Source organism: Desulfobacterales bacterium (assembly GCA_030066985.1).
Lineage (GTDB): Bacteria > Desulfobacterota > Desulfobacteria > Desulfobacterales > JAHEIW01 > JAHEIW01.
In genome coordinates, this window is the sequence record JASJAN010000018.1 from 42,505 (window position 1) to 66,188 (window position 23,684).

The 23,684-nt window shown below is 48.1% G+C and carries 20 protein-coding genes; 13 read left to right on the plus strand and 7 right to left on the minus strand.

Features of this window, described 5'->3' with window-relative positions:
• The first annotated feature begins 2 nt into the window (after window positions 1–2).
• The 9 genes from QNJ26_10315 (at window position 3) to QNJ26_10355 (ending at window position 12,682) form a co-directional block, all read left to right on the plus strand.
• On the plus strand, window positions 3–947 hold the full coding sequence (locus QNJ26_10315) for a 2-dehydropantoate 2-reductase (GenBank protein MDJ0985929.1): 945 nt from the start codon (window positions 3–5) through the stop codon (window positions 945–947).
• 5 nt (window positions 948–952) lie between these two features.
• Complete coding sequence (locus QNJ26_10320; GenBank protein MDJ0985930.1) at window positions 953–1,729, plus strand: acyl-CoA dehydratase activase; 777 nt, start codon at window positions 953–955, stop codon at window positions 1,727–1,729.
• A gap of 74 nt (window positions 1,730–1,803) precedes the next feature.
• Window positions 1,804–3,090: a 2-hydroxyacyl-CoA dehydratase family protein gene (locus QNJ26_10325; protein ID MDJ0985931.1), complete on the plus strand. Its 1,287-nt coding sequence runs from the start codon at window positions 1,804–1,806 to the stop codon at window positions 3,088–3,090.
• A gap of 373 nt (window positions 3,091–3,463) precedes the next feature.
• Entirely contained in the window at window positions 3,464–5,017 is a 1,554-nt protein-coding gene (locus tag QNJ26_10330; GenBank protein ID MDJ0985932.1) for an AMP-binding protein, read from the plus strand.
• 91 nt (window positions 5,018–5,108) lie between these two features.
• On the plus strand, window positions 5,109–5,879 hold the full coding sequence (locus tag QNJ26_10335; protein MDJ0985933.1) for a carbon-nitrogen family hydrolase: 771 nt from the start codon (window positions 5,109–5,111) through the stop codon (window positions 5,877–5,879).
• 374 nt (window positions 5,880–6,253) lie between these two features.
• Window positions 6,254–6,898, plus strand: coding sequence for a TetR/AcrR family transcriptional regulator (locus QNJ26_10340; protein ID MDJ0985934.1), 645 nt, complete (start codon window positions 6,254–6,256; stop codon window positions 6,896–6,898).
• A gap of 74 nt (window positions 6,899–6,972) precedes the next feature.
• Window positions 6,973–10,251: a methylmalonyl-CoA mutase family protein gene (locus QNJ26_10345; GenBank protein ID MDJ0985935.1), complete on the plus strand. Its 3,279-nt coding sequence runs from the start codon at window positions 6,973–6,975 to the stop codon at window positions 10,249–10,251.
• A 209-nt stretch (window positions 10,252–10,460) separates the two neighbouring features.
• A complete protein-coding gene (locus QNJ26_10350) occupies window positions 10,461–12,065 on the plus strand; it encodes a class I adenylate-forming enzyme family protein (GenBank protein MDJ0985936.1) in 1,605 nt (534 codons plus the stop codon).
• 2 nt (window positions 12,066–12,067) lie between these two features.
• Window positions 12,068–12,682 (plus strand): 4Fe-4S binding protein, encoded by a 615-nt coding sequence (locus QNJ26_10355; GenBank protein MDJ0985937.1) that lies wholly within the window; start codon window positions 12,068–12,070, stop codon window positions 12,680–12,682.
• A 160-nt stretch (window positions 12,683–12,842) separates the two neighbouring features.
• Here QNJ26_10355 and QNJ26_10360 read toward each other — a convergent pair whose 3' ends face one another.
• The 7 genes from QNJ26_10360 to QNJ26_10390 form a co-directional block, all read right to left on the minus strand.
• A complete protein-coding gene (locus QNJ26_10360; GenBank protein ID MDJ0985938.1) occupies window positions 12,843–14,147 on the minus strand; it encodes a TRAP transporter large permease in 1,305 nt (434 codons plus the stop codon).
• Entirely contained in the window at window positions 14,144–14,641 is a 498-nt protein-coding gene (locus QNJ26_10365) for a TRAP transporter small permease (protein MDJ0985939.1), read from the minus strand. Before QNJ26_10365 ends, QNJ26_10360 begins: the two co-directional genes overlap by 4 nt.
• A 139-nt stretch (window positions 14,642–14,780) precedes the next feature.
• Complete coding sequence (locus QNJ26_10370; protein MDJ0985940.1) at window positions 14,781–15,878, minus strand: TRAP transporter substrate-binding protein; 1,098 nt, start codon at window positions 15,876–15,878, stop codon at window positions 14,781–14,783.
• A gap of 262 nt (window positions 15,879–16,140) precedes the next feature.
• On the minus strand, window positions 16,141–16,827 hold the full coding sequence (locus QNJ26_10375) for an HAD family hydrolase (protein MDJ0985941.1): 687 nt from the start codon (window positions 16,825–16,827) through the stop codon (window positions 16,141–16,143).
• Between the two features lie 3 nt (window positions 16,828–16,830).
• Window positions 16,831–17,220 carry a CTP-dependent riboflavin kinase gene (locus tag QNJ26_10380; GenBank protein ID MDJ0985942.1) on the minus strand — a complete coding sequence of 130 codons (390 nt, stop codon included), beginning with the start codon at window positions 17,218–17,220 and terminating at the stop codon, window positions 16,831–16,833.
• 5 nt (window positions 17,221–17,225) lie between these two features.
• The gene (locus QNJ26_10385) at window positions 17,226–17,552 is read right to left on the minus strand and encodes a hypothetical protein (protein MDJ0985943.1); all 327 of its coding nucleotides are present in this window, start codon (window positions 17,550–17,552) and stop codon (window positions 17,226–17,228) included.
• Window positions 17,553–17,594: 42 nt separating this feature from the next.
• Window positions 17,595–18,257, minus strand: coding sequence for a class I SAM-dependent methyltransferase (locus tag QNJ26_10390; protein MDJ0985944.1), 663 nt, complete (start codon window positions 18,255–18,257; stop codon window positions 17,595–17,597).
• Window positions 18,258–18,449: 192 nt separating this feature from the next.
• Between QNJ26_10390 and QNJ26_10395 the strand changes: the two genes are divergently transcribed.
• The 4 genes from QNJ26_10395 to QNJ26_10410 all read left to right on the plus strand — a co-directional run bounded on the left by QNJ26_10395 (window position 18,450) and on the right by QNJ26_10410 (window position 23,638).
• Entirely contained in the window at window positions 18,450–18,929 is a 480-nt protein-coding gene (locus tag QNJ26_10395; protein ID MDJ0985945.1) for a flavin reductase family protein, read from the plus strand.
• Between the two features lie 89 nt (window positions 18,930–19,018).
• Window positions 19,019–20,242, plus strand: a complete 1,224-nt coding sequence (locus tag QNJ26_10400; GenBank protein MDJ0985946.1) for a Tm-1-like ATP-binding domain-containing protein — start codon at window positions 19,019–19,021, stop codon at window positions 20,240–20,242.
• Entirely contained in the window at window positions 20,242–21,123 is an 882-nt protein-coding gene (locus QNJ26_10405; protein ID MDJ0985947.1) for an ARMT1-like domain-containing protein, read from the plus strand. The genes QNJ26_10400 and QNJ26_10405 overlap by 1 nt, the downstream gene beginning before the upstream one ends.
• 301 nt (window positions 21,124–21,424) lie before the next feature.
• Complete coding sequence (locus QNJ26_10410) at window positions 21,425–23,638, plus strand: molybdopterin-dependent oxidoreductase (protein ID MDJ0985948.1); 2,214 nt, start codon at window positions 21,425–21,427, stop codon at window positions 23,636–23,638.
• Window positions 23,639–23,684: the final 46 nt, after the last annotated feature.

Genomic DNA, 23,684 nt, shown 5'->3' on the forward strand with positions numbered 1-23,684 from the left:
AAATGAGTGCTGCGTCCAATTTTAATCCGCAATCGTTTGCGGTGGTTGGCGCCGGGCCAGTCGGTTGCATCGCCGCCTGCTTTTTGGCCAAAGGCGGTTATGAGGTTACGCTTTGCGATGTCATTCCGGACTTGCTGGCACCGGCGTTGGATCCGGGAATTATTCTTGAAGGCGCCGAAAACATCCAACATAAAGTTACTCGTACCTGCACCAGTGTTGATGAAATAGCCAACCACAATCCAGATGTGATTTTCATCACTGTCAAAGCCAATGCGCTGCCGCTGATTGCTTCAGCCATTGAAGGCTTTCACAAAGAAGGCCTGGCAATTGTCAGCTGGCAAAACGGTATTGATACTGAACTGGAACTGGCGAAAACACTCGGAAAGACGGATGTGATGCGTGCCGTTGTCAATTACGGATGCGGCCTGGCGGGTCCAGGGCACGTTAAAATACCCTTTCACCACCCGCCGCACTACATCCAGGAACTGGATCCGCAATCTCGTGATTCAGCCATTGCCATTGCCGCTGCGCTCAGCAAATGCGGTCTGGAAACCGAGCATACCGACAACATTATCTCAATGGTCTGGCGCAAGAGCGTTATGAATGCCTGCATGAATCCAGTGTGTGCCGTCACCGGGCTGACCATGTCACGCGCCATGAATGATCCTATCGTCTATCAGATTGTCGATGCCCTGGTAAAAGAATGCATTCAGGTTGCCCGCGCCAATGAAATTGATCTGGGATGGGATTTTTATCCCCATGCCATGGAGTACATGCGAAATGCCGGTGATCACAAACCGTCGATGCTAATGGATATCGAAGCAGGCCGGCGCACCGAAATTGACTTTATTAACGGCAAGTTCGTAGAATATGGTGCCCGCACAGCAACCCAGACGCCGTACAATCATACGCTCAGCGCCCTGGTAAAAGGATTAGAGTCAAAATAGCCCATATGGTCTCCAAAACAACTTATGCGGGTGTCGATGTGGGGGCATCGCGCACCAAAATAGCCCTCCTCGATAGCAATCAAAACTTGATCGGTCATGCGGTTAAAAGATCCGGCACTGACTTTGCAGCCACCGCTGATACCTGTTTGGCAACGGCTTTAAAAATGTCCGGTACCCAAAAGAGCGACATTAAATTTACCGTTTCTACCGGATATGGCCGCAAGAATGTCGTTTTCGCCCAGGATAGTAAAACGGAAATTGGCTGTCATGCCAAGGGGTGTTATTTGTATTTTCCGTTTGCCACCACAATTATCGATATTGGCGGTCAGGACAACAAAGTCATTAAGCTGGACGCCGAGGGCAAGCGTACCAGCTTTAAAATGAATCGTAAATGTGCTGCCGGTACGGGCGCCTTTCTGGAGGAAATGGCGATGCGCTTGGATGTCACGCTGGATGATATGAACGAGCTCGCCAGTCAATCTGATAATATGGTCAAACTGGGAAGCTTCTGCACAGTCTTTTCGGCCACCGAGGTGCTGGAAAATATCCGCCAGGGTAAAAAGCTGCCGGATATTGTCAAAGGTGTCTATTATTCGATGATAAAACGCGTCTTGGAGATGGATGCCCTGACCGAAAAAGTGGTCATGACCGGTGGTGTGGTGGCACATAATGCCTTTATGGTCAAAATGACCGAAGAAATGATCGGCCGCAAAATTCTTGTGCCGGAATACCCGCAGCTCACCGGCGCCATTGGCGCCGCGCTATATGCAATGCAGTCATAGCTGTAGGCTTCTGGCTTTTCATCTTTTGACTTAGCCTGTTTGTTAGCTCTGAAACAGCGTTCAGAAGATAATCGATGCAGGACAAATTGACATATGAAGGTGTATTTATGACCACTGATAAAAAAGAGGTAACGCGCGTTAAGCTAAAAACAACCAGCAAACTAAACCAGATCATGGCCGATTATTTTTATGAGCTGGATGCGGCTGCAAAAGCAAAAGAACCCAAAATTGCCTGGTGTACGAGTGTCGGACCGGCAGAAATCCTGCGTGCGATGGGGTTTCTGGTTTTTTTCCCCGAAAATCACGGTGCCATGCTCGGTGCCAGCCGCATGGCCACCGATTTATTGCCGATCGCGGATGCCCAAGGATATTCGCCGGATATCTGTTCGTATCTACGAGCCGATATTGGTGCCTACCTGAACAAGACGACGCCTATTGCAAAATCATATAAAGGCATTGAAGGCGTCCCCAAGCCGGATGTGCTCGCATTTAACACAAATCAATGTCGCGACGTGCAAGACTGGTTTACATGGTATGCCAAAGAACTTGATGTTCCCATAATCGGTATCCATACCCACCGTAGTGTTGGCAAAGTGACCCAAAACCACATTGATTCAATTGCCACGCAATTGAAGGATTTAATCAAGCCGCTAGAATATATTTCGGGCAATAAGTTTGATCTCGACAAACTTAAGCAAGTTGTCGCATTGTCCAAGGAGTGTTCAATCCTGTGGAAAAAGGTTCTGAATACCGCTACAAATGTGCCCTCTCCGTTTACCTTCTTTGATGGAACCATCCATATGGCACCGGCAGTTGTCCTCAGAGGCACCCAGCAGGCCAATGATTACTATGAATTATTACTCAATGAATTAGAGGAGCGAGTTACAAACAATATCGCCGCGGTACCGCATGAACAGCACCGGATCTATTGGGATGGTATGCCGGTCTGGGGTCGACTGAGAGATCACTCCGAATTGTTTTCGGATTTGAAGGCCAATGTCCTGGCCTCCACATATTGCAATAGCTGGATTTTTTCATCCTTCGATCCCGATGATCCCTTTAACAGTATGGCACGTGCCTATACAGAATTGTTTATTGTGCGCTCGGACGATTTTAAAGAAACCTACATTAAAGAAATGCTGAATGCGTTTAAAGTTGATGGCATTATCTATCATGATGCAAAGTGTTGCCCTAATAATTCCAACGCGAGTTACGGGATGCCGCAACGCCTTGAGCGGGAGACCGGTGTTCCCAGTTTAACGATCAACGCCGATCTTAATGATTTGCGGCTGATTTCAGATGAGCAGACCAAAACGAATGTTGAGGCGTTTATTGAACAGCTTGAAGAAAACCAAACCTGAGTTGAGCGTAATAAATTTTAAAAGATTTAAAACAGAATAGCGGAATTCTTTCATCTTTATTTTAAAATTTATAACCCTGTGGGATTGCCGATCTTACCGCATCTACTGTGTTAGATGCCGTTTCGCATAGAAAACTATAGCGAAACGACTTCTGCCGTGTAGCTGCGGCAACCTCGACAATCGCTTAACTCAGGTCCCAATTTTAAGCGTTATAAATTTACAAATTAGGTTAGCCGTTTTGCCGGTTGCCAGTTGAGCCCGTTAAAAAAGGAATGATGTCATTTGCTTTTCAACCGGCAAACGGGCTAACCCACCGGAGGCGGACCAGCGGGTAACGGCGCAACTTTTTTTGCTGATATATGGAGGTGATAGCATGGGCTACTGGATGAACTTAGGTCAAATCCAAAAAGTGAATGCCAAGAAATTCCCACAAACAGTCGCCTTAAAAGACGAAAACCGCGCATTTACTTACCCACAAATGAACAGCCGCATTAACAAACTGGCCAACAGTCTCAGCTCCCTTGGGTTGCAGAAAGGCGATAAAGTTGCCGTTCTGCTTGAAAATTGCATTGAAATCTGTGAGCTATTCCTGGCAACCGCCAAAGCCGGTATCATTATCGTGCCCATCAATTTTCGTCTGGTGTCTGGTGAAGTGGAATACATTGTTAATAATTCAGACGCCAAGGCTATGGTCGTTCATGACCAATTTGCCGGTGTTGTCGAGCCCATCCGTTCCAAGCTAAACAATATTAACGCTGAAAACTATGTTATCGTCGGCCGTCCACAGGACGGATATCAGCCTTATGAGGAATTTATCGCAGCATCCTCCGACACCGAGCCGAAAACTGAAGTTGCCCCCCGCGACACCTGGATTTTGATTTATACCTCCGGCACTACCGGAAGACCAAAAGGCGTCATCCGTTCCCACGAATCCCATATCGCTTATTATCTGCACAATGCCGTTGACTTTGATTTTAATGAACACGATGTATGCTTAAATGTCATGCCTCTGTGTCATATCAACTCCATCTTTTTTACGTTCACCTTTTTGTATATCGGGGGATCGGCCTATATTCACCCGGCCTTAAACTTTAAACCCGATGAAATTCTCAAAATTATCGAAAACGAGAAAATCACCTTTATCTCGCTGATTCCAACCCATTACAATTTAATCCTGAATGCCCCCGAGGATGCCAAAAAGCGCGATGTCAAATCAATTCGCAAGTTGCTGTGTTCGTCTGCACCCGGTCGCAAAAGTATGAAGCAGGCGGTAATGGAATTTTTCCCGGGCGTTAAACTCTACGAAGCTTACGGTTCGACCGAAGCCGGCATGGTCACCATCCTCAAACCTGAATTCCAGATGAGCAAGCTTGGATCCATCGGTTTTGAATGTATTGGTACTGATTTTCTGAAGATTCTCGACATTGACGGCAATGAAGTGCCGAGTGGTGAAATCGGTGAGTTATACTCACGGGGTCCGATGCTGTTTGATGAATACTACAAGCTGCCCGAGGTGACCGCGGAATCATTTGAAGGCGGTTTTTTTTCAGCTGGCGATATGGCGCGACAGGATGAAGATGGCTTTTATTACCTGGTGGATCGCAAAAAAAATATGATCATCACCGGAGGAGAAAATGTCTATCCCAGTGAAGTAGAAGAAGTTGTCGGCAACATTGAAGGCGTCTTTGAATGCGCGGTAATCGGACTGCCTGACGAAAAATGGGGCGAAAAGGTCAGCGCGGTCATCATCCGCAAGCCGGGTTTTGATGACAGCAACTTGGGCGAGCAACATGTCATTCAGGCCTGCAAAGGCAAGATGGCAGGCTACAAGTGCCCCAAACAGGTGATCTTTATCGGTGAAAATGATATGCCCCGTACCGGCACCGGGAAAATTCTGCATCGCATCCTAAGAGAACAGTTCGGATAGATCCTGGCCTCGGCATCTTCGCGACGTGAGACTGCAGGTAATTCCAAAAGCTTATAATTTTATCGTATCTATGAAATAATGGTCTAGCCATATGAGAGTGACTAGTATCCAACTGGCAATGGTGGATCAGCCCAAAGAAAAAAATGTAGCTCACGCACTCGATCTGATCGATCAGGCCCCACCCAGTGATCTGATCCTGTTACCGGAAATTTGGCCCTGCGGCTTTTTCTCCTTTGACCGCTATCAAGATGACAGCGAAACTGTCGATGGCCCCACCGTTAATACCTTAAAGGCAGCGGCTCGCAAACGAAACTGTCATATCTTTATGGGCAGCATGGTCGAAAAAGACGGTAGTCATCTATACAACACCAGTATACTATTAAATCCCGCCGGCGAGATCGCAGCCCGCTACCGTAAAATCCACCTGTTCGGATACCAATCCGAGGAAACCAACCTTCTGGAACCGGGACAAGATGTTATTGTCGTTGATGCTCCCTGGGGCAAATGCGGTCTTTCCACCTGTTATGACCTGCGCTTTCCCGAGCTCTATCGTCGCATGGTCGATGCGGGCGCAACATTTTTTTTAGTTGCTTCGGCCTGGCCACTGGTTCGCTTGGAGGCCTGGCGATTGTTCAACCGCTGCCGGGCACATGAAAATCTAGCCTTTTTGATTTCCTGCAATTGTACCGGTGCCAACCAGGGCAAAACGTACGCCGGCCACAGCATGATCGTAGATCCTTTAGGTCAGGTGCTGGTTGAAGGCACTCAAGAAGAAGATATGGTTCATGCCGAGATCGATCCTAGCCAGGTCGATGCGGCCCGCCAGGAATTTCCAGCTCTCGAGGACCGTACGCTAAGCTAATATTTGCGAAAAAAGTTTCAGAAGCTCCAAATTATCACCTCTCTATTCAACCGCGGATTTCCTCTGCTGTCACGATTTCAAAGTTTATAAAGGAATGTATTAAGAAGCGCCTATATTGATCGAGCGCTCGGTCATTTTTCGTATTTAATAGCGCGCTTAGATAAAATAAAGATTGTCTTCAAGCTGAATAGGCCAATTTCCTAAAATATGAAAAACCACAATATAACAATAGTTTAAATTGTAATTGGCGTCTAAGTTTCGAAAACCTTGACAATAAAAAATGAGACGTGTTAGTTTATTGATTGAGCGCTCGTTCAGCGGGCCATGCCATAATCTCAATAAAACATAATATCAAATAAATACAAAAGGTTAAAATGCAAGATCTGCCCAGAACAAAAGACATACCCACCCAGGTCAAAGACCCCGATCTGGTTAAGCGCCGGCGGCGTCAAATCGCGGATGCAGCCGTGCAGCTATTTATTGACAAGGGTTTTCACAAAACCACCACGCGCCAGATTGCCGGGGCGGCCGGATTTTCGATTGGATCGTTGTACGAGTATTTCGCCTCCAAGGAAGATATTCTGTACATGGTATGCGAAGCCATTCATGCTGAGGTTGAACGGGGAGTTACGGCGGCGATGTCACAGGCCAAAGGTGGTCGCGATGCCCTGGTAAAAATCATTCATGAATATTTCATGGTTTGTCACCAGATGAGTGATTTCATTCTCTTGATTTACCAGGAGACCCAATCGCTACCCTCTCAATGGCAAAAACGCGTTCTGGAAAACGAACTGCGCATTACAGGCCTGTTTGTCAAAGCGCTTGCTCGCATCGCCAAATCCGGCGATCTGATCAATCTTAAAGAAAACAATCTGGAGCTGGCAGCGCATAATATAGTCGTTTTAGGGCATATGTGGACATTTCGGCGCTGGTATCTGGCCCACCATTACAGCATTGAAGACTATACGAAACTGCAGACCGGCATTATTTTAGGCATGTATGCCGGCGGTAAAAAATAAGTCCCCTTCTGTTTTCGACTCTGGTTTGTTCGTAGATGGCAATGTAAATGTTTAATCGGCTTTAAGGAGGCAAAATGACAGCTGAGGTCGAGGTCTACAAACCTGAAAATTATATCCGGGTCGTCACTGCAACCTCTCTTTTCGATGGCCATGATGCTGCCATCAATATCATGCGCCGAATCCTGCAGGATACCGGTGTGGAAGTCATCCATTTGGGGCATAATCGATCGGTTCAAGAAATCGTGGATGCCGCCATAGAAGAAGATGCCCAAGGAATTGCCGTATCCAGTTATCAGGGCGGCCATATCGAGTTTTTCAAGTATATGGTCGATCTTTTAAAAGAAAAAGGGGCACCGCATATCAAGGTCTTCGGCGGTGGTGGCGGCGTAATTGTGCCGGATGAAATTGAAGAGCTCGAAGCTTACGGTGTTACCAAAATTTACTCCCCGGAAGATGGCGCCCAGTTAGGGCTACAGGGCATGATCAACCATATGGTCGCCGCCATAGATTTTTCCACGGTCAAAAAAGGCCGCTTTGCTTTTGATGAGCTGTCACCGAATAATAAATTGCTGGTGGCCAATCTGATATCCGCGGCCGAATACGCCAAAGCCCAGGAGAACGGCGACTTGGCAGCCCTAAGAGCTGAGTTGTCCAAGAAAATCGGCAAGCAAAAACCGCCCGTCATCGGCATTACCGGGACCGGCGGTGCCGGTAAATCGTCATTGACCGATGAGCTGATTTTGCGAATGCTGCATGATATCAAAGATATTCATATTGCCATCATCAGCTGCGATCCTTCGCGACGCAAAACCGGCGGTGCGCTGTTGGGGGATCGAATTCGTATGAATGCCATCGGCAGCCCGCGTGTGTATTTGCGTTCTTTAGCTACCCGCGAATCCCAGACAGAGATTCCCGCCATTTTGGGTGAAGCCATTGAGGCTGTACAGGCTGCCGGCTATGATTTAATTATCGCTGAAACCGCCGGAATCGGACAGGGCGATTCTAGAATTATCGACATGGTGGATCTGTCCATCTATGTGATGACCAGTGAATTTGGCGCTGCCTCCCAGCTTGAAAAAATCGATATGCTCGATTTCGCCGATCTGGTGGTCGTCAACAAATTTGAAAAACGGGGCGGCGAGGACGCTGTACGAGATGTACGCAAACAGGTCCAGCGCAATCGCAAAGCCTTTGAACAATCACCTGAGGACATGCCGGTTTTTGGCACCATCGCATCCAAATTCAATGATGATGGTGTCACCGCGCTTTACCATGCCATCATGGATGCAGTAGCTGCAAAAACCGGTGTTGCTTTTAAATCCAGTCTACCCCGACCCCAAACCCAAACGTCAACGTCTAAAACCATTATCATTCCACCCGAGCGTACTCGCTACTTAAGCGAAGTTGCAGATCATTTGAGAACATACCACCGCGACACCGATCAACAGGCAAAAGCAGTCCGGAAAGTCTGGCACCTTAAGGAAGCCGCCGAAGCGCTGGAAGACGACGATCTAAAAGGCGATACCAGCCAACTCATCGAGGCCTTTAAAGCCCAGATTAAAGCAGCCGAAGCAGCCCTCAAGCCGGAAACCGTTCAAACGATGGCGGAATGGGAAAACATCCAACAAACCTACGGTCAAGATGAACTGGTTTATCAGGTCCGCGATCGCGAAATCAGGGTTCCTCTTTTTTCCGAATCCTTATCGCATACCCGTATACCCAAAATTCAACTTCCAAAGTTCAAAGACCCAGGCGAAATTTTTCGCTGGCTGCGCGAAGAAAATGTCTCCGGAAAATTTCCCTATACTGCTGGTGTGTTTCCGTTAAAGCGTGTGGATGAAGACCCCACCCGAATGTTTGCCGGCGAAGGCAATCCAGCCCGCACCAATCAGCGCTTTAAGATGCTTTCCGCCAATTATGAAGCCAAGCGTCTGTCAACGGCTTTTGATTCGGTCACCCTTTATGGTTGCGACCCGGATATTCGCCCGGACATATACGGCAAGGTCGGCACCTCGGGCGTCAGCATCTGCACCTTAGATGATGTTAAAATGCTCTATGACGGCTTTGATTTGTGCGCACCCAGTACATCGGTTTCGATGACCATCAATGGCCCGGCGCCCATTATCCTGGCCATGTTTTTAAACACAGCCGTTGATCAACAGCTGGATAAATTTACGGCTGAAAACAGCAAGCCACCTTCCGATGAACAATATCAGCAAATACGTGCCAGCGTGTTGTCCAATGTGCGCGGTACGGTTCAAGCCGACATTCTTAAAGAAGACCAGGGACAAAACACCTGCATCTTTTCAATTGATTTTGCCTTGAAAATGATGGGCGATATTCAGCAATATTTTATCGAAAATCATATTCGCAACTTCTATTCGGTGTCGATTTCCGGCTATCATATTGCCGAAGCCGGCGCCAATCCCATTACACAGCTGGCCTTGACCCTGGCCAACGGATTCACTTACGTGGAGTACTACCTTTCCAGAGGGATGCCGATTGACAGTTTTGCACCCAATCTTTCCTTTTTCTTCTCCAATGGACTGGATCCCGAATACAATGTTATCGGACGCGTGGCGCGACGGATCTGGGCGGTGGCCATGCGGGATAAATATGCTGCATCAGAGCGATCGCAGATGCTTAAGTATCACATTCAAACCTCCGGGCGTTCTTTACACAGCCAGGATATTCAGTTCAATGATATCCGCACCACTTTGCAGGCGTTGTGTGCCATTTACGATAACTGCAACAGCCTGCATACCAATGCGTTTGATGAGGCCATCACTACCCCGAGCGCGGAGTCGGTCAGACGTGCGCTTGCCATTCAATTGATTATCAATCGCGAATGGGGTCTGACAAAAAATGAAAACATGAACCAGGGCAGTTTTATTTTCGAAGAGCTGACCCGCCTGGTGGAAGAGGCGGTGCTGATGGAATTTGACCGCATTACGGAACGCGGCGGGGTCTTGGGGGCTATGGAAACTGGTTATCAGCGCAGCAAAATCCAGGAAGAATCCATATACTACGAGACCCTAAAGCACACCGGTGATCTGCCTATCATCGGGGTCAACACCTTTCGCGATCCGCATGCCGATGGAGAGCAGCTGAGCGAAGCAGTCGAACTGGCCCGGGCCACCGAAGCCGAAAAACAATCGCAGCTCAAACGGTTGGCAGAATTTAAAAACCGCAACGCAAAAGAGGCCCCGGAAGCTTTGGAGCGCTTGCAAAAAGTCGTATTGTCCGGCGACAACATTTTCGCCGAGCTAATGGAAGCAGTGCGGACGTGCAGTCTAGGCCAGATCACCCAGGCGCTTTATGAAGTCGGCGGCCAATACAGACGTAACATGTGAGCTCACTTGTATTTCCTGCTTTTACCCAATAGTTCCAGTGGATCAGATTTCAGATTCCTCCGTTCATGCCAAACTGGGTTTCAGGTGTCAGGTGTCAGCGCCTCTCTTCGTCCCTGAAACCTGACACCTGACACCTAAACCGCTATCGGCGGAACCTTAGAGCCTGTCACCTGAAACCTTTTAAGTATCGTCACCAAAGGAAACCCGCTATGGAGAACATAGAAAACTTAACGTTGGGCCAGGTACTACAGAAATCAGCGGCCGAATCACCGGATAAAGTGGCAATCTTAGACGGCGACAGGCGCGCAACCTATGCGGAGCTCAATTCTGCCGCTGACGCATTGGCAGCCGGCTTGACGAAATTGGGTATTCAAAAAGGCGACCGGGTGGCCATATATATGAAGAACTCCCTGGAGCTTGTCAGCGCTTTTTACGCCCTGCAAAAAATCGGTGTAGTGGTGGTTTGGGTCAATGCGATTTATCGCATACACGAGGCCGAATTTATCCTCAAAAATTCAGAAGCCAGAGGGTTATTTATTTTCGACCGGTGGGATGGCTACGATTATGTTAGCGGAATTTTAAAAATTAAATCCAGCTTGCCCGATCTCGAACATATTATCGTCGCTGGCGGTGGGCCAGAGACTGAGGTAATTGATTATAATCGCCTAATTGACACCGGCAAGGGTAAGACTTTGCCGGCCGTTGCCATCGATCCGCAAAAAGATCTGTGCATGCTGCTGTATACCTCCGGCACCACCGGGCGCCCTAAAGGCGCTATGATCAGACAATATGCTGCCGTGAGGGCTGGCCGCGAGTATGCATTGGGCACCGCTGCGACTGTCGATGATATTTTTATTGGCATTTTACCTATGAGCCATTCTTATGGCTGTGGTTCGGTTCTGGTTCAGCCCATTTTGCTGCAAGCCACCCTGGTTCTGATGGACAAATTTGAGGTGGAGCGCGCCTTTCAGATAATTGAGCACGAAAAAATAACATTGCAAATGGGGGCGCCGCCCCACTATATCCTGGAACTCAATCACAAAAGCAGGCCCAAATACGATCTGAGTTCGCTGCGCGCCGGGCTGATCGCAGGAATGATCGCGCCGGAGGGCTTGATCACACGCGTGGAAAAAGAAATGGGCGTTTATCTGACCTCTTTTTGGGGGGCATCTGAGGTCGGTCCGGGGCTGGCAACCATGTGCCCCTACCCTTCCCCGCTGGACGTTCGTGAAAAATATGTCGGCATACCGGCCGAAGGCACTCAAATGCGGGTGGTGGAGCCCGTCACCCAGAAACCGCTGCCAGACGGTGAAATCGGGGAACTAACCCTTAGCGGATGGCATGTCATGCAAGGCTACTGGAAAAATCCTGAAGAAACAGCCAAACAAATAGTGAACGGATGGCTTTTCATGGGCGATCTGGCATCCAGGGATGAAAACGGCTATTTTAGAATTTACGGCCGCACCAAGGATCTGATCAATCGCGGCGGATACAAGATCTATCCCTATGAGCTGGAGTCGTTGATCATCGACCATCCCAAAGTCGAGCAGGTGTCTGTGGTGGCAACCCCCAATCCAGTGCTGGGCGAATCCATTTGCGCCTGTGTCGTTCCAATACCGGATCAAGCCCTGTCATTAGAGGAAATCCGGGAATTTGTGAAGGATAAGGTTGCGCCGCACAAACTGCCCGATGAGCTGTGCATCATGGATGACTTTCCTAAGCTTGCCGGTGGTGTCAAACTTAAAAAGTTCGGCCAAGGCGGACTGACGGAACTGGCATCTAAAGACGATTCTCGTGAAAGGATTCGGAAATAAGTATGGGCCCCATTGCCACCAAAGCGCTCAAACACTTGCGCGAGATCAAGTCCATAACGTTTGCCACCATAGATAACGGTATACCGGCGGCGCGCATCATCGATGTTATGCTCGTCAAAGAAGATGGGCTCTATTTTCTCACTGCGAGGGGAAAGTCATTTTATCGTCAACTCAAAGCCGCTCCCAAAATCGCCATCTGCGGCATGGATCAGCATTATGTCACCACGCGGATTATCGGTGACATAAAATTTTGCGATAATAGAGACATCATCGATGAAATTTTTGAGCACAATCCCATGATGAACGATCTTTATCCCGGTGAAAAGCGCGACATTCTGGAGGGCTTTCACCTATACCGCGGCAAAGGCGAAATCTTCGACCTTTCGGTGGAGCCCCCCGGCCGTGAACGCTTTGCTTTTGGCGGCGAGACGGTCAACCCACCGGGATATACGATTACAACTGATTGCACGGCTTGCGGTCTTTGTCTGGAAGCCTGTCCCGTAGAAGTGATTTCAGAAGGTAAGATATATGAAATCGACGGTTCCCATTGTCTGGAGTGCGGCCGCTGTGCGGAAATCTGTCCGGAAGATGCCATCGAAGCTGCTAAAGAAATTTAAAGCGCACAGAACGATGAAAGTCAGAGTTTTCGTTGTTGTGAAATTAGGTAGAACGGCAACCGCGCCCATTTCTTCGAAGGCATTTATTCATTAAGGAAAAAATTTATGCGACCAAATTGATATACGACGGTTGGAAGGATATGGGTGTTTGGGGAAAAGTTTAATATGTGACAAGGTTAGGCAAAAAAACCGCAACGCCCGGAAAAGCCACCAACAGCGCGGTCATTAAAATCAGGGCGACCAGGAATGGGAATATGCCCCTGAAAATGACATGCAGAGGAACATCCGGTGCAATGCCCTTGATGACAAAGACATTGACGCCCACCGGCGGCGTGATGACGCCCATCTCCGCTACCAGCACGATAATGACGCCAAACCAGATGGGGTCATAACTCAGCTGCATTACCACCGGAAAGAAGATCGGGATGGTTACCACCACCAGGGCCATGGAATCCATAAAAAAGCCGCCGATAAAATAGAGAAAAATAATAAGGCCCATCAATGCCACCGGCGGTATCGGCAGGTTTTTAATCCAATCCGCCAGGGCAAACGGAATGGTGGAGATTGCCATAAAATGGCCAAAAATCGTTGCCCCGGTAATTATAATCAACACCATACAAGATGTTCGCAGGCCTTCTTTGCCGGCTTCAAAAAAGTTTTTCCAGGTCAGCTGCCGGCGCACCAAGCCAATCAACAGCGCACCGCCGGCCCCGATAGCACCCGCCTGAGTCGGACTGAACCAGCCCAGAAAAAGCCCCCCGATGGTCAGTAGAAATAAAATGATGGCTTCAATGATGCCGTTGACGGCTTTAACTTTTTCTCTGAAGCTTGTGGGAGTGCCGGCCGGCCCCAGTTGCGGGTTGCGCAGACAAAGAATCGCAACCACAGCCACAAAGGCCAAACTAAGCATTATCCCGGGTAAAACCCCGGCAATAAACAGCTTACCGATGGATTCCTCGGTTAAAATACCGTAAACAATTAAAATTGTGCTGGGCGGAATCAATATGCCCAGTGTTCCCGATGCGGCCACCGTGCCGGTTGCCAGGGTATTGTCGTATTTGTATTTTTTCATTTCCGGAAGGGCAATTTTGCCCATGGTTGCGGCTGTTGCGGCGGTTGACCCGCAAATGGCTGCAAATCCGGCACAGGCAAGTACGGTGGCAATTGTCAGGCCGCCGCGTACACCGCCCACCCAGGTGTAAGCCGTCTCGTATAGTCTTTTGCTGATTCCGGAAGCAAAGGCAAAAGTACCCATCAGGATGAACATGGGGATCACACTCAAAGGATAAGAGGAAAATTGCTCAAAGATATCTTGAGCCAGCAGACTGAGTGCGGGACCGGGGTCCGCCAGATAGGCGAAACCGGCCAAGCCGACAAATCCCATCGCAAATCCCACCGGCATCCTCAGCAGAAAGAGCAGCAGCAAAACACCAATGCCCACAATGCCTGTAATCACGGGGCTCATTTGGCCACCATTCTGGCAATTGCCTTTATCATCTGGGCTAAAAAAACCAAGGCGACGGGAATACTGGCAAGCGCAATTCCATAGGCAAACGGATAAAGCGGAATGCGTATCGTCGCACTTACCTCTCCGCCGATTTGAAGAGAATGGCCATGAACGATTAAGCGCCAAACGATCAGAACAAAAAACGTGAGCCCGAAAAAAGAAATGACGGTATCAACAAGCGCCTGTACTCGCTCGGGCAATAAGGCCATAAAAAACTCAACACTGACATGCCGGCCGATAATCAGCGCATACGCGGTGGCAAAAGAAATGGCCACCAGCTGGCTGAGCATGACAATGTCCAGTGCACCGTATACCGGGGTACGAAACAGCTTGCCGCCAAGAACATCGAGACAGGTGATCACCATCATCAACAGGAGCCCACCCAGGCCGATGAGTTCAAACCCGATGCTCAGTCGCCGGTTGAAATTGTCAAATTTTTCCAGAAAGGTCATTTGATTAGAAGAGCTGCGATATTCGCAAAAGGCTCAGATAGTTAAGGCGATGTCGTCCTGCAGATGCAGGACGACATCACAATTAGTTGAACTTAAATTACGTTTAAATTTTCATAACAACCCTATTGCATCCACTAGCTTAGGGTCTTATTTCAGGCGGACCGGTCGGCGATTTAATGAATAATTTAGTTTGTTTAACGGTCCAATAGTTGATGCGCTCATCCAGATATTTCAGCCAGCCCCTGACATCACCCTCGGAATGACCGGCAGCCACCATCTTCTTGACATAATCTTCAATGACAGGTGCCGTCGCTTTTTTCCAGACTGCGACTTCGGCGGAGCTTAAATCGATAAATTCCACACCTTTTGAAGCGGCAAAATTTTTACCTGCAAAATCGATGGAATTCCACATCAACGCCATGCGCTCGCGATAAACCCCACTGAGCTCATCGAAGATCTGCTTAATGTCCGGCGGTAGGGAATTGTACTTTTTTTTGTTCATGGCAACATAAAAAGTGTACAGATTGCCCACCTGCCAACTGGTGGTCACATATTTAGCGACTTCGGCAAAACGAAAAGATCTGAGAGTTTCATAAGGGGTATTGACGCCATCGAGAACGCCTTTGGCAATTCCGTCATAGACTTCCATGATCGGGGTTGGCGCTGGTGTGGCACCCAGCGCTTTGATGGTATTACCCACCCGACCTGGCGCTCTGATGGTCAGTCCTTTCATATCTGCCAAAGATCTTACCGGCTTTTTTGAAATGACAACGTTGGGATTACTGGCGTGCATCCACAGAATATGCACCTTGTCCCACTCCTTGGGCTTGAATTGGTGATAAAAATCGTTGACCACCTGGTTGGCCACCCAGCCGCTGGGAAATCCCAGAGGCAGATCGCACACTTCGGTAACCGGAAAACGACCGGGTGTATACTCAACATGGGCCAGTCCAATATCGACAATTCCGGTAACAACACCTTCATACATCCGGGGTGCTTTTACCAGAGACCCACCGGCAAAGTATTGTATTTTAACTCTACCGTTGGTTCGCCTTTCAACATCGGCTATGAAATCTTCACATATCTTGGAATGCGGGGCTGGCGGCGGAAAATAATTCGCCATTTTGAGTTTAATGACATCTTCGGAAAATGCCGGTGGGTTAAAGATCGGAAGTGCGAATGAGAAACACAACATCGCGGCTATAGACAGAGATATCAGCAAATGTTTTTTATTCATGGTTGCTGCCCTCCTTTTTGGAAACCATTATCGATCAGATATTCGTTACAGGACAGATTTGTCTTTGATCACCTCCTTCCGGCAGACAAGTAAGTTATTGACCCTATAAATAATCAAGTCGTTTTTTTGAACGGATTTAATTCACTACTGTTTAGTTTTTTTTGTTCTTCTTGTCAACGGCATGCTTGATTGGTGCGCAATCCCACCGGAATAAAAGACTTGAAAGATCCTCGTCTATTTTCATGCAAAAATCAGGTGATTGCTAAAAGGAAAGTACTTTGTTTAAATTGTAAATGCTGTCGATGATGGCATCCGGCTGCTCTTTTTTGAGAGAATCGTAGTCATCAAATCCGGTCAAAACACCAACTGTGAGCATCCCAGCGGCCTTGCCCGCTTGTATGTCGGTGGTAGTATCGCCCACATAAACACATCTGTCAGGCTTAAGCTCGAGTTCTTGGGCACACATGATGAGCGGATCCGGCGCCGGTTTTCTTTTATCAACATCGTCGGATGTCACGATAACCTCGATAAGATTATCAACACCGGCATTTTTTAGCGGCTGCATTTTGGTCTTTAAATAGTGTTTCTGAGTCGAGGTGACCAGGCCCATCTTTAATCCGCTTGCTGAAATCATTTTAAGGATGCTGTCCGCACCTTGAAAAATATCCAAACGATCGGCGAACATTTGGGGTGCGATCTCATTGATGACGGACCAGGCTTCATCTATAATATGTTCATTGCTGCTAAGAACTTCCGGCGGTAGCACAAGTTCCCATTTAAAATTTTCGCTTTCTGCAGCCGCCAGGATTTTGCTGCGTGATACCGGAGGAAGATTGAGCCGTTCCAAAGCGATTTCAACAATCTTAAAATAGGTGTCAATTGAATCGATCAGGGTGCCATCCAGATCAAAAATCACCGCCTCCACTTTTAACTTCACTTGATTAGACATAGATCACTCTTCAGTAAGCACTACCTTAATGTAATCACCATCGTTAACATTTAAAGATGCTTTAATGCTCAGCGGCGCAATGATCTCGATAATATTCTCCGCATGAATCCGGACCCTTTCTTCGGGAATGATAATGGCACCTTTAAGCTTTCCTAATTCAACCGCAAAGGCTTTAGCGTTGCAGAACTTCGGATTTGGAGAAATCAATTCAATCCCCTCCTTCTGATTCAGTGCAGCCACAAGCAATAGATGTTCTGGTGCTATCTCCAGGTTCAATGTCCCGGGATGGGGCTTAAAACCCAATTTCTCCTGACACTGCTGTCGCACCCAATCGATCTGGGTGAAATAGGCGCCCTCTCCTGCTCCGCTGATAATTTTCCCTGCTATTTCCAATTTCTTTATTCCTGATACCATTTGCGTTTGTTGAAATCATCAGGAGAATCCGGCAAAGGACCTTTTACGACTTCTTCTAACCTTATGACAATCGCATGTTCTTGGCCAAATTCAGCAATCAGTGAATTGATCGCCCTTCCCAGAGTCTGGTTGCAAGCCGATTGACATTCGCCAATAACATCTGCCGGCAGATGATGATAGGCTTCAACTAGATTGTCCACCCAATTCGCCAATGCTTTGGTATCAAGGTCTCTTTTCGACCGTCGATAAACATATCCTTCAAATGCGCCGGCTGAAGCGGCAAATTCATAGATTTGGTGGTAGATGTGCATCTGAGAATCCTCACGCAAAGCTTTTTAATTAGGAGTTGAAAACTATTTTTTTAATTTTATTCTTATTTCGTTTTCGCGGGTGTCAATACGGTAATCTTCAAAATCGGTTTTTTCGATTATGGCAATGGCTTCTTCACGCGTATAGGTTTTGATTGGTTTGTGCAAGCCCGACAGTTGAAACAGCTTTAGAAAAAATCGCTCGCGCAAGTTGAGTGATGCTTTCCATTTATTGCGGTCCACCGCTCCACTCACCCGGGCTGGATCAAAAATCCAGGCCTGTCCACCGACTTTCAATACACGGTATATTTCCTGGAAAACCTTCACCGGATCCTTGAGCGCATGCAGCATACCGGTGCTGATGACCATACCAAAAGATTCATCATCAAATTTTAAGTGACCGGCATCGCCGAGTTGAAAGGTCAATCGATCAGACAGGCCCTCTCTGGCGGCATTTGAGCGCGCCATACTCAATAACTTGCGGCTTAAATCAATTCCGAAGATGTGAACCTTTGAAGATTTTTTGGCAATTTCAATCGGCAAATAGCCCGGACCAGTGCCAATATCCAGAATCCTATCGCCGGGCAAATGGGCAACGATTTCTTCGGCCACATGACGGTAATAGGTATCTATGACCAAACGGGTGCCTTTTTCATAGGCCGAAGCCAGAACACCCGGTATGCGTTCGATTTTAATCCATTGTCTCATTGTCAAAATAATAATAAGAAGGATATTTGGAGAGGCGTTATCGAGTCACCTATAGGTTGAGTCTTGTTAAAATTAAATCAGTCGAAGTGCATTAAGTCAAACAATTTGCAGTTTACAGAATCGGCTATATTATGTACATGAATGACACATTCAAAAATAAAACAACATCAAAAATAAAGGAGGGCTGGCGCTATGAGTATTGAAAACAACGTGTTCTACTGGTTGCCGTGTTCAGTGGTGTTCGTCAGCACCGCTCATGAAGACAAAAAAGATATCATGACCGCTACAGCCATGTTTGTATCTGAAAAAGAACCGCTGCTGGTCATCAGCGTAGCAAAAGACCATTTGACTGAAAGACTGATTTCCCAATCCGGCAAATTTACGGTAGTGATTGCAGGAGCTGATCAGGAGAAATTGGCCATGCAGGTGGGTAGCGCCAAAGGTGACGATATGGATAAATTTGAGCGCTTTTCCATTTCAGCCACCACCGGCTCCGGCAGTGCGGCTTTGATTCCGGATGGAGCAGCGGCCTGGATGGAATGCGAAGTTGAAACTAGCAAGGAAATCCAGGGCTACCAGCTTTTTATGGGCCGTGTTGTCAATCAGAATGATAGCGGTAAAGCGCCATTGGTCTGGCACAAGGACGGGTTCTTTGGTCTAACTAAGGGTTAGAATATAGTTATTTGTTATTCGTTATTGGTTATTGGTATACACAAGACAAATGACAAAGACCAAAGCGTGCTGAAAAAAGATACCAATCGATGGGAAATACTATGAGTATCGAGCCCAGAATCGCGGTGGTGGGGACTTTCGATTCCAAGGCTGAAGAGCATTTTTTTTTGAAAGAACGTATTGAGCAACATGGCCTTAGCACATTGACCGTTAATGTCGGCACCGCAGCGCCTGCACCGTCAGCGGTGGATCTGGATTTATACAAAACCGTTATCAAAAACAGCCCGGCTTTACGAGAGAGCAGAGATACGGCGATTGCCGCCATGATCGAAGAAGCCAGAGCCCGTATCAAAAAGCTTTACGCGGAAAATAAGATTGCAGGAATGATCTCGGCCGGCGGCGGCACCGGCACCCATATCGGCACAAGCATAATGCACGAGCTTCCGCTGGGGGTCCCCAAGGTGATGGTTTCCACGGTTGCATCGCGCAACATGGCACAAACGGTTGGCACCAAAGATATTACCATGATTCACAGTGTCGCCGACCTGCTGGGTGTTAATAGTATCTCAGGGCGTATTCTAGATAAGGCTGCAGCAGGTATCTGCGGAATGGCCCAGAGCCGATGGCATCCCGATACCACTAAAAAAAGGATTGCCCTGCCCTTTTTTGGATTTATCACCGCCGGCGCTGAAGCCACCCGCAAGACCTTGGAAGACCGTGGATATGAGGTGGTGGCTTTCCATGCCAATGGTATCGGTGGGATGGCCATGGAAGAGCTGGCTGCCGAGGGCTATTTTGATGGCATTTTGGATTTCGCCACCCATGAGCTAGCCGACCACCTGCTAGACGGCTACTGTGGGGATATTGGTTCGCAACGGTTTGAACCGGTTCCCGGGCATTCAATTCCCAGATTGGTTATCCCGGGTGGGTTGGATTGCGCAGTTTTAGAATTCACCCGCGACAATATTCCGCCGCAATATCAAGATCGTCAGATCTTTTTTTATGATTTTCGCTCTGCTATCCGTCTCAATGAGGACGAAACACGAACCCTGGCTGATCAACTGTCACGAAAATTGAATAAAGATGCATCTAATGTGAAAATATTAATCCCCCTACAGGGATGGTCCGAGGCGGATCGCGAAGGTGGTCCTCTGTACGACCCGCCCATGAACCGTTTTTTCACGCAACAGCTGCAAGAAAAACTCGATCATCAGATAAACATTCAAGAAGCGGCTCACCACATCAACGACCCAGCATTTGCCGAACTGGCCGCCCGGACGATGGACCAGATGATACAGGAGCAGTCAGCCTAATGTTTATCAAACCCGATTGCATCCCCTGCATATTGAAAATGACGATTTCATCGCTCAGGAAACTGCCCCTTGATGAGAAGGCAGTTAAAGCGTTATATACCGAAATTCTGCAATTACCAGCCTTGCGCGGTCTTGTCTGGGATATCACCAGCCCGGCTATTATCGAAGAAGTATGGCAAAAAATTACTGACGCGGTCGAGTCCCGGGATCCATTTCACGAGTTGAAATCAAGCCAAAATGAACAAATTCTTGCTCTGTACCCGTTTCTGGAAAAAATGGTCAACGAAGCTGCCGACCCTTTAAAAATGGCCGTTAAGCTTTCCATCATGGGAAATTCCATGGATTTTATGGTGGCGGATTCTTCTTTAACCATCGAGAAATCGATCGCAGAAAAGACAAAATTGCCGCTCACAGATAAGGATTATTCCCAGTTCAGACAGCAGTTAGAAAACACCCGGTATCTTTTGATATTTGGCGATAACGCCGGAGAAATCGTATTCGACCGCTTGCTGATTCAAATCATAAAAATGCAATATCAACCGGAAATCACTTTTGTCGTCAGAAGTTTGCCCACGCTCAATGACGCCACTTTAACTGAGGCCAAAGCAGTTGGTATTAATAAGTTTGCCACAGTTCTTGAAAACGGCATCGATGGGCCTTTACCCGGCACTGTCCTGGGCAGATGCTCCAGTGAAGTCAACACTCTGGTTGAGCAGTCCGATCTGATCATTTCAAAAGGGGGCGGCAATTTTGACACCCTGGATGAAGAACGAAAACACCTGAACAAAAAAATTTCTTTCCTCCTTCTTTCCAAATGCGCACCCCACCATGATAATTTTGGCGTGCAATTGTATCATCCGGTGTTATTCAATAAGTTCTAAATCTTTACTGTACGTCTAATCCTGCCACTGCATTACTCAATTACGCCAAAAACCCATCACTCCAATATTCCAATACTCCAATATTTTGTTTTATAAGATTTTCTTATATATTTTATAAAATCATATGAATTGACTTAAACTGCCAAGCCATTCATAAAATTAAATATTAAATATCTCAAATAACGCTAACGATAACGGATTCCTGGATTTTGCACGGGTTGGAGGTTTTCATCCATTAAAACACTAGCAACTACTTCTCATTAATTTTCATGCAAGATCTAGGAACAGGGGAGGTTTAAAGATGACCACAGAAATCAAGCATTCCATCTGTTTTCGATGCAAACCACGCTGCCGTCTTGAACTGGAGGTGGAAGACAATCAGATTGTCAAAGTCAGCACCTCGCCCATCAAGAAATGCCCGCGTAAATGGGCTTCTGATCTGGATCGGTTTTATCACCCCGATCGTCTGAATTATCCGCTCAAAAGAGTCGGTGAAAAAGGCGATAACAAGTGGCAACAGATCTCCTGGGATGAGGCCCTGGATGAAATTGCAGTCAAGTTGCAGTCCCTCAAGGACCAGTTTGGCGCTGAAACCCTCGGGGTAACAGCCGGCACCAGCCGCAGTTATGAGGAACTCAACTCACGCTTTCTGAATCTTTTCGGCAGCCCCAATCAGTGTGGTCAGGCCCAGATTTGTCACGGTAATTCAGCAGTTGTTGCCACCACCCTTTTTGGCTGGTGGCCGTATTGGATGCACATCGAAAAACTGCAAAATACCCGTTGTGTGATGCTCATCGGACGCAATCCGCCCCATTCTCACCAGACGATTTGGGAAGGTATTGAGGGTGCCAAAAAAAACGGTGCCAAACTGATTGTCATCGATCCCCGGCGATCCGAATCTGCCGAATCAGCCGATTTATGGCTGCAGTTGCGACCGGGAACAGACTGCGCCCTGCTGCTGGGAATGATCAATGTTATTATCGAAGAAGACCTCTACGACAGGGAATTTGTCGCCCAGTGGTGCCATGGTTTCGATGAACTGGCGCAAAGGGCCAAAGAATATTCCTTGGATAAAGTAGCCGAAATTACCTGGGTGCCCGCCGACCAGATTCAGGCAGCTGCGCGCATGTTTGCCACCGAAACACCTTCGTGTGCCATGGAAGGCATGGGGGTGGCACATCAACCCAATTCCTACGGCGCCATCGCCGCACGCCATATCATCTCCGCTATCGTCGGCAATGTAGATGTGCAGGGCGGAGAGGAGCTGCTGGGCCCGGCCCCATTTATCACCGAACATGAAATTGAAATGCCCGAGGCCCTGCCCATCGAGCAGCGCGAAAAAATTCTGGGCAGCCAATTTAAACTCTATTCCTGGCCCGGCTACGAAATGGTCCAGAGCAACGTGGAACGCGTCTGGGGCAAACGCTGCGATATGTTCGGCTATACCTGTATGGCCCCGGCCCCCTCGCTTTACAAAGCAATTGCGTACAGTGATCCTTACCCGGTGCGGGCATTGATCACGCTGTCATCCAACCCGATGGTGACCATCCCCAACACCAAGCTGGTTCACAAAGCCCTTAAAAGTTTGGACCTGTATGTGGTGGTGGACTATTTTATGACCCCCAGTGCCCAGCTGGCAGACTATGTATTGCCCAGTGCCATGTGGCAGGAGCGCAATTTCTTATGGAATTTTCACAACACCACACCGGTTATTGTGTGCGGTGAAGCGGCCGTGCCACCCACCATAGAGGGCAAGCACGACCGGCGTGATGATTTTGACTTCTGGCGTGGTTTGGGCATTCGGCTGGGTCAGGAAGAGCACTGGCCGTGGGAAAATGTCGAAGCCTATTATGACTACCGCTTGGCACCCCTGGGATTGACATTCAGACAGATGGTCGAAAAAGGCCGCTGGGAGCCCGAACGCTGGGAATACAAAAAATATGAAAAAATGGGTGGATTCGGTACCCCCACCGGCAAGATCGAGCTGGCTTCGACCGTAATGGAAAAACTCGGTTTCGATCCCCTGCCCTACTATCAAGAGCCGCCTGAGAGTCCGATCCGAACGCCTGAGCTTTCTGAAAAGTACCCGTTGATCTTAATCACCGGCGGTCGCTTCCATCCTTTTTTTCATTCCGAGCATCGCCAGATCGATAAACTACGCAAGCGTTACCCCTGGGCCAAAATGCAGATCCATCCCGAAACAGCAGCGGATATCGGAGTTGCAGAGGGGGATTGGGTCTGGATCGAAACCCAGCATGGTCGGGTGATGCAGAAGGTTGAGATCTTCGATGATATTGATCCCAAGGTAGTGCATGCCCAGCACGGGTGGTGGTATCCGGAGATGCCGGGTGAAGAGCCCTGGCTGCACGGCGTCTGGGTCTCCAATATCAATGTCTGCACCTCCAGCGATGAGGCCGAATGCGATGAGGCTTTAGGCTCCTGGCCGCTGCGAACATTTCAATGCAAGGTTTACAAGGTCAAAAACTACGGTCAGGGACACCCGGTGACTGGATAACCCAATTTGGAACATAAGGTTAAGCCAGCCCCTCTTCTTCTGAAGA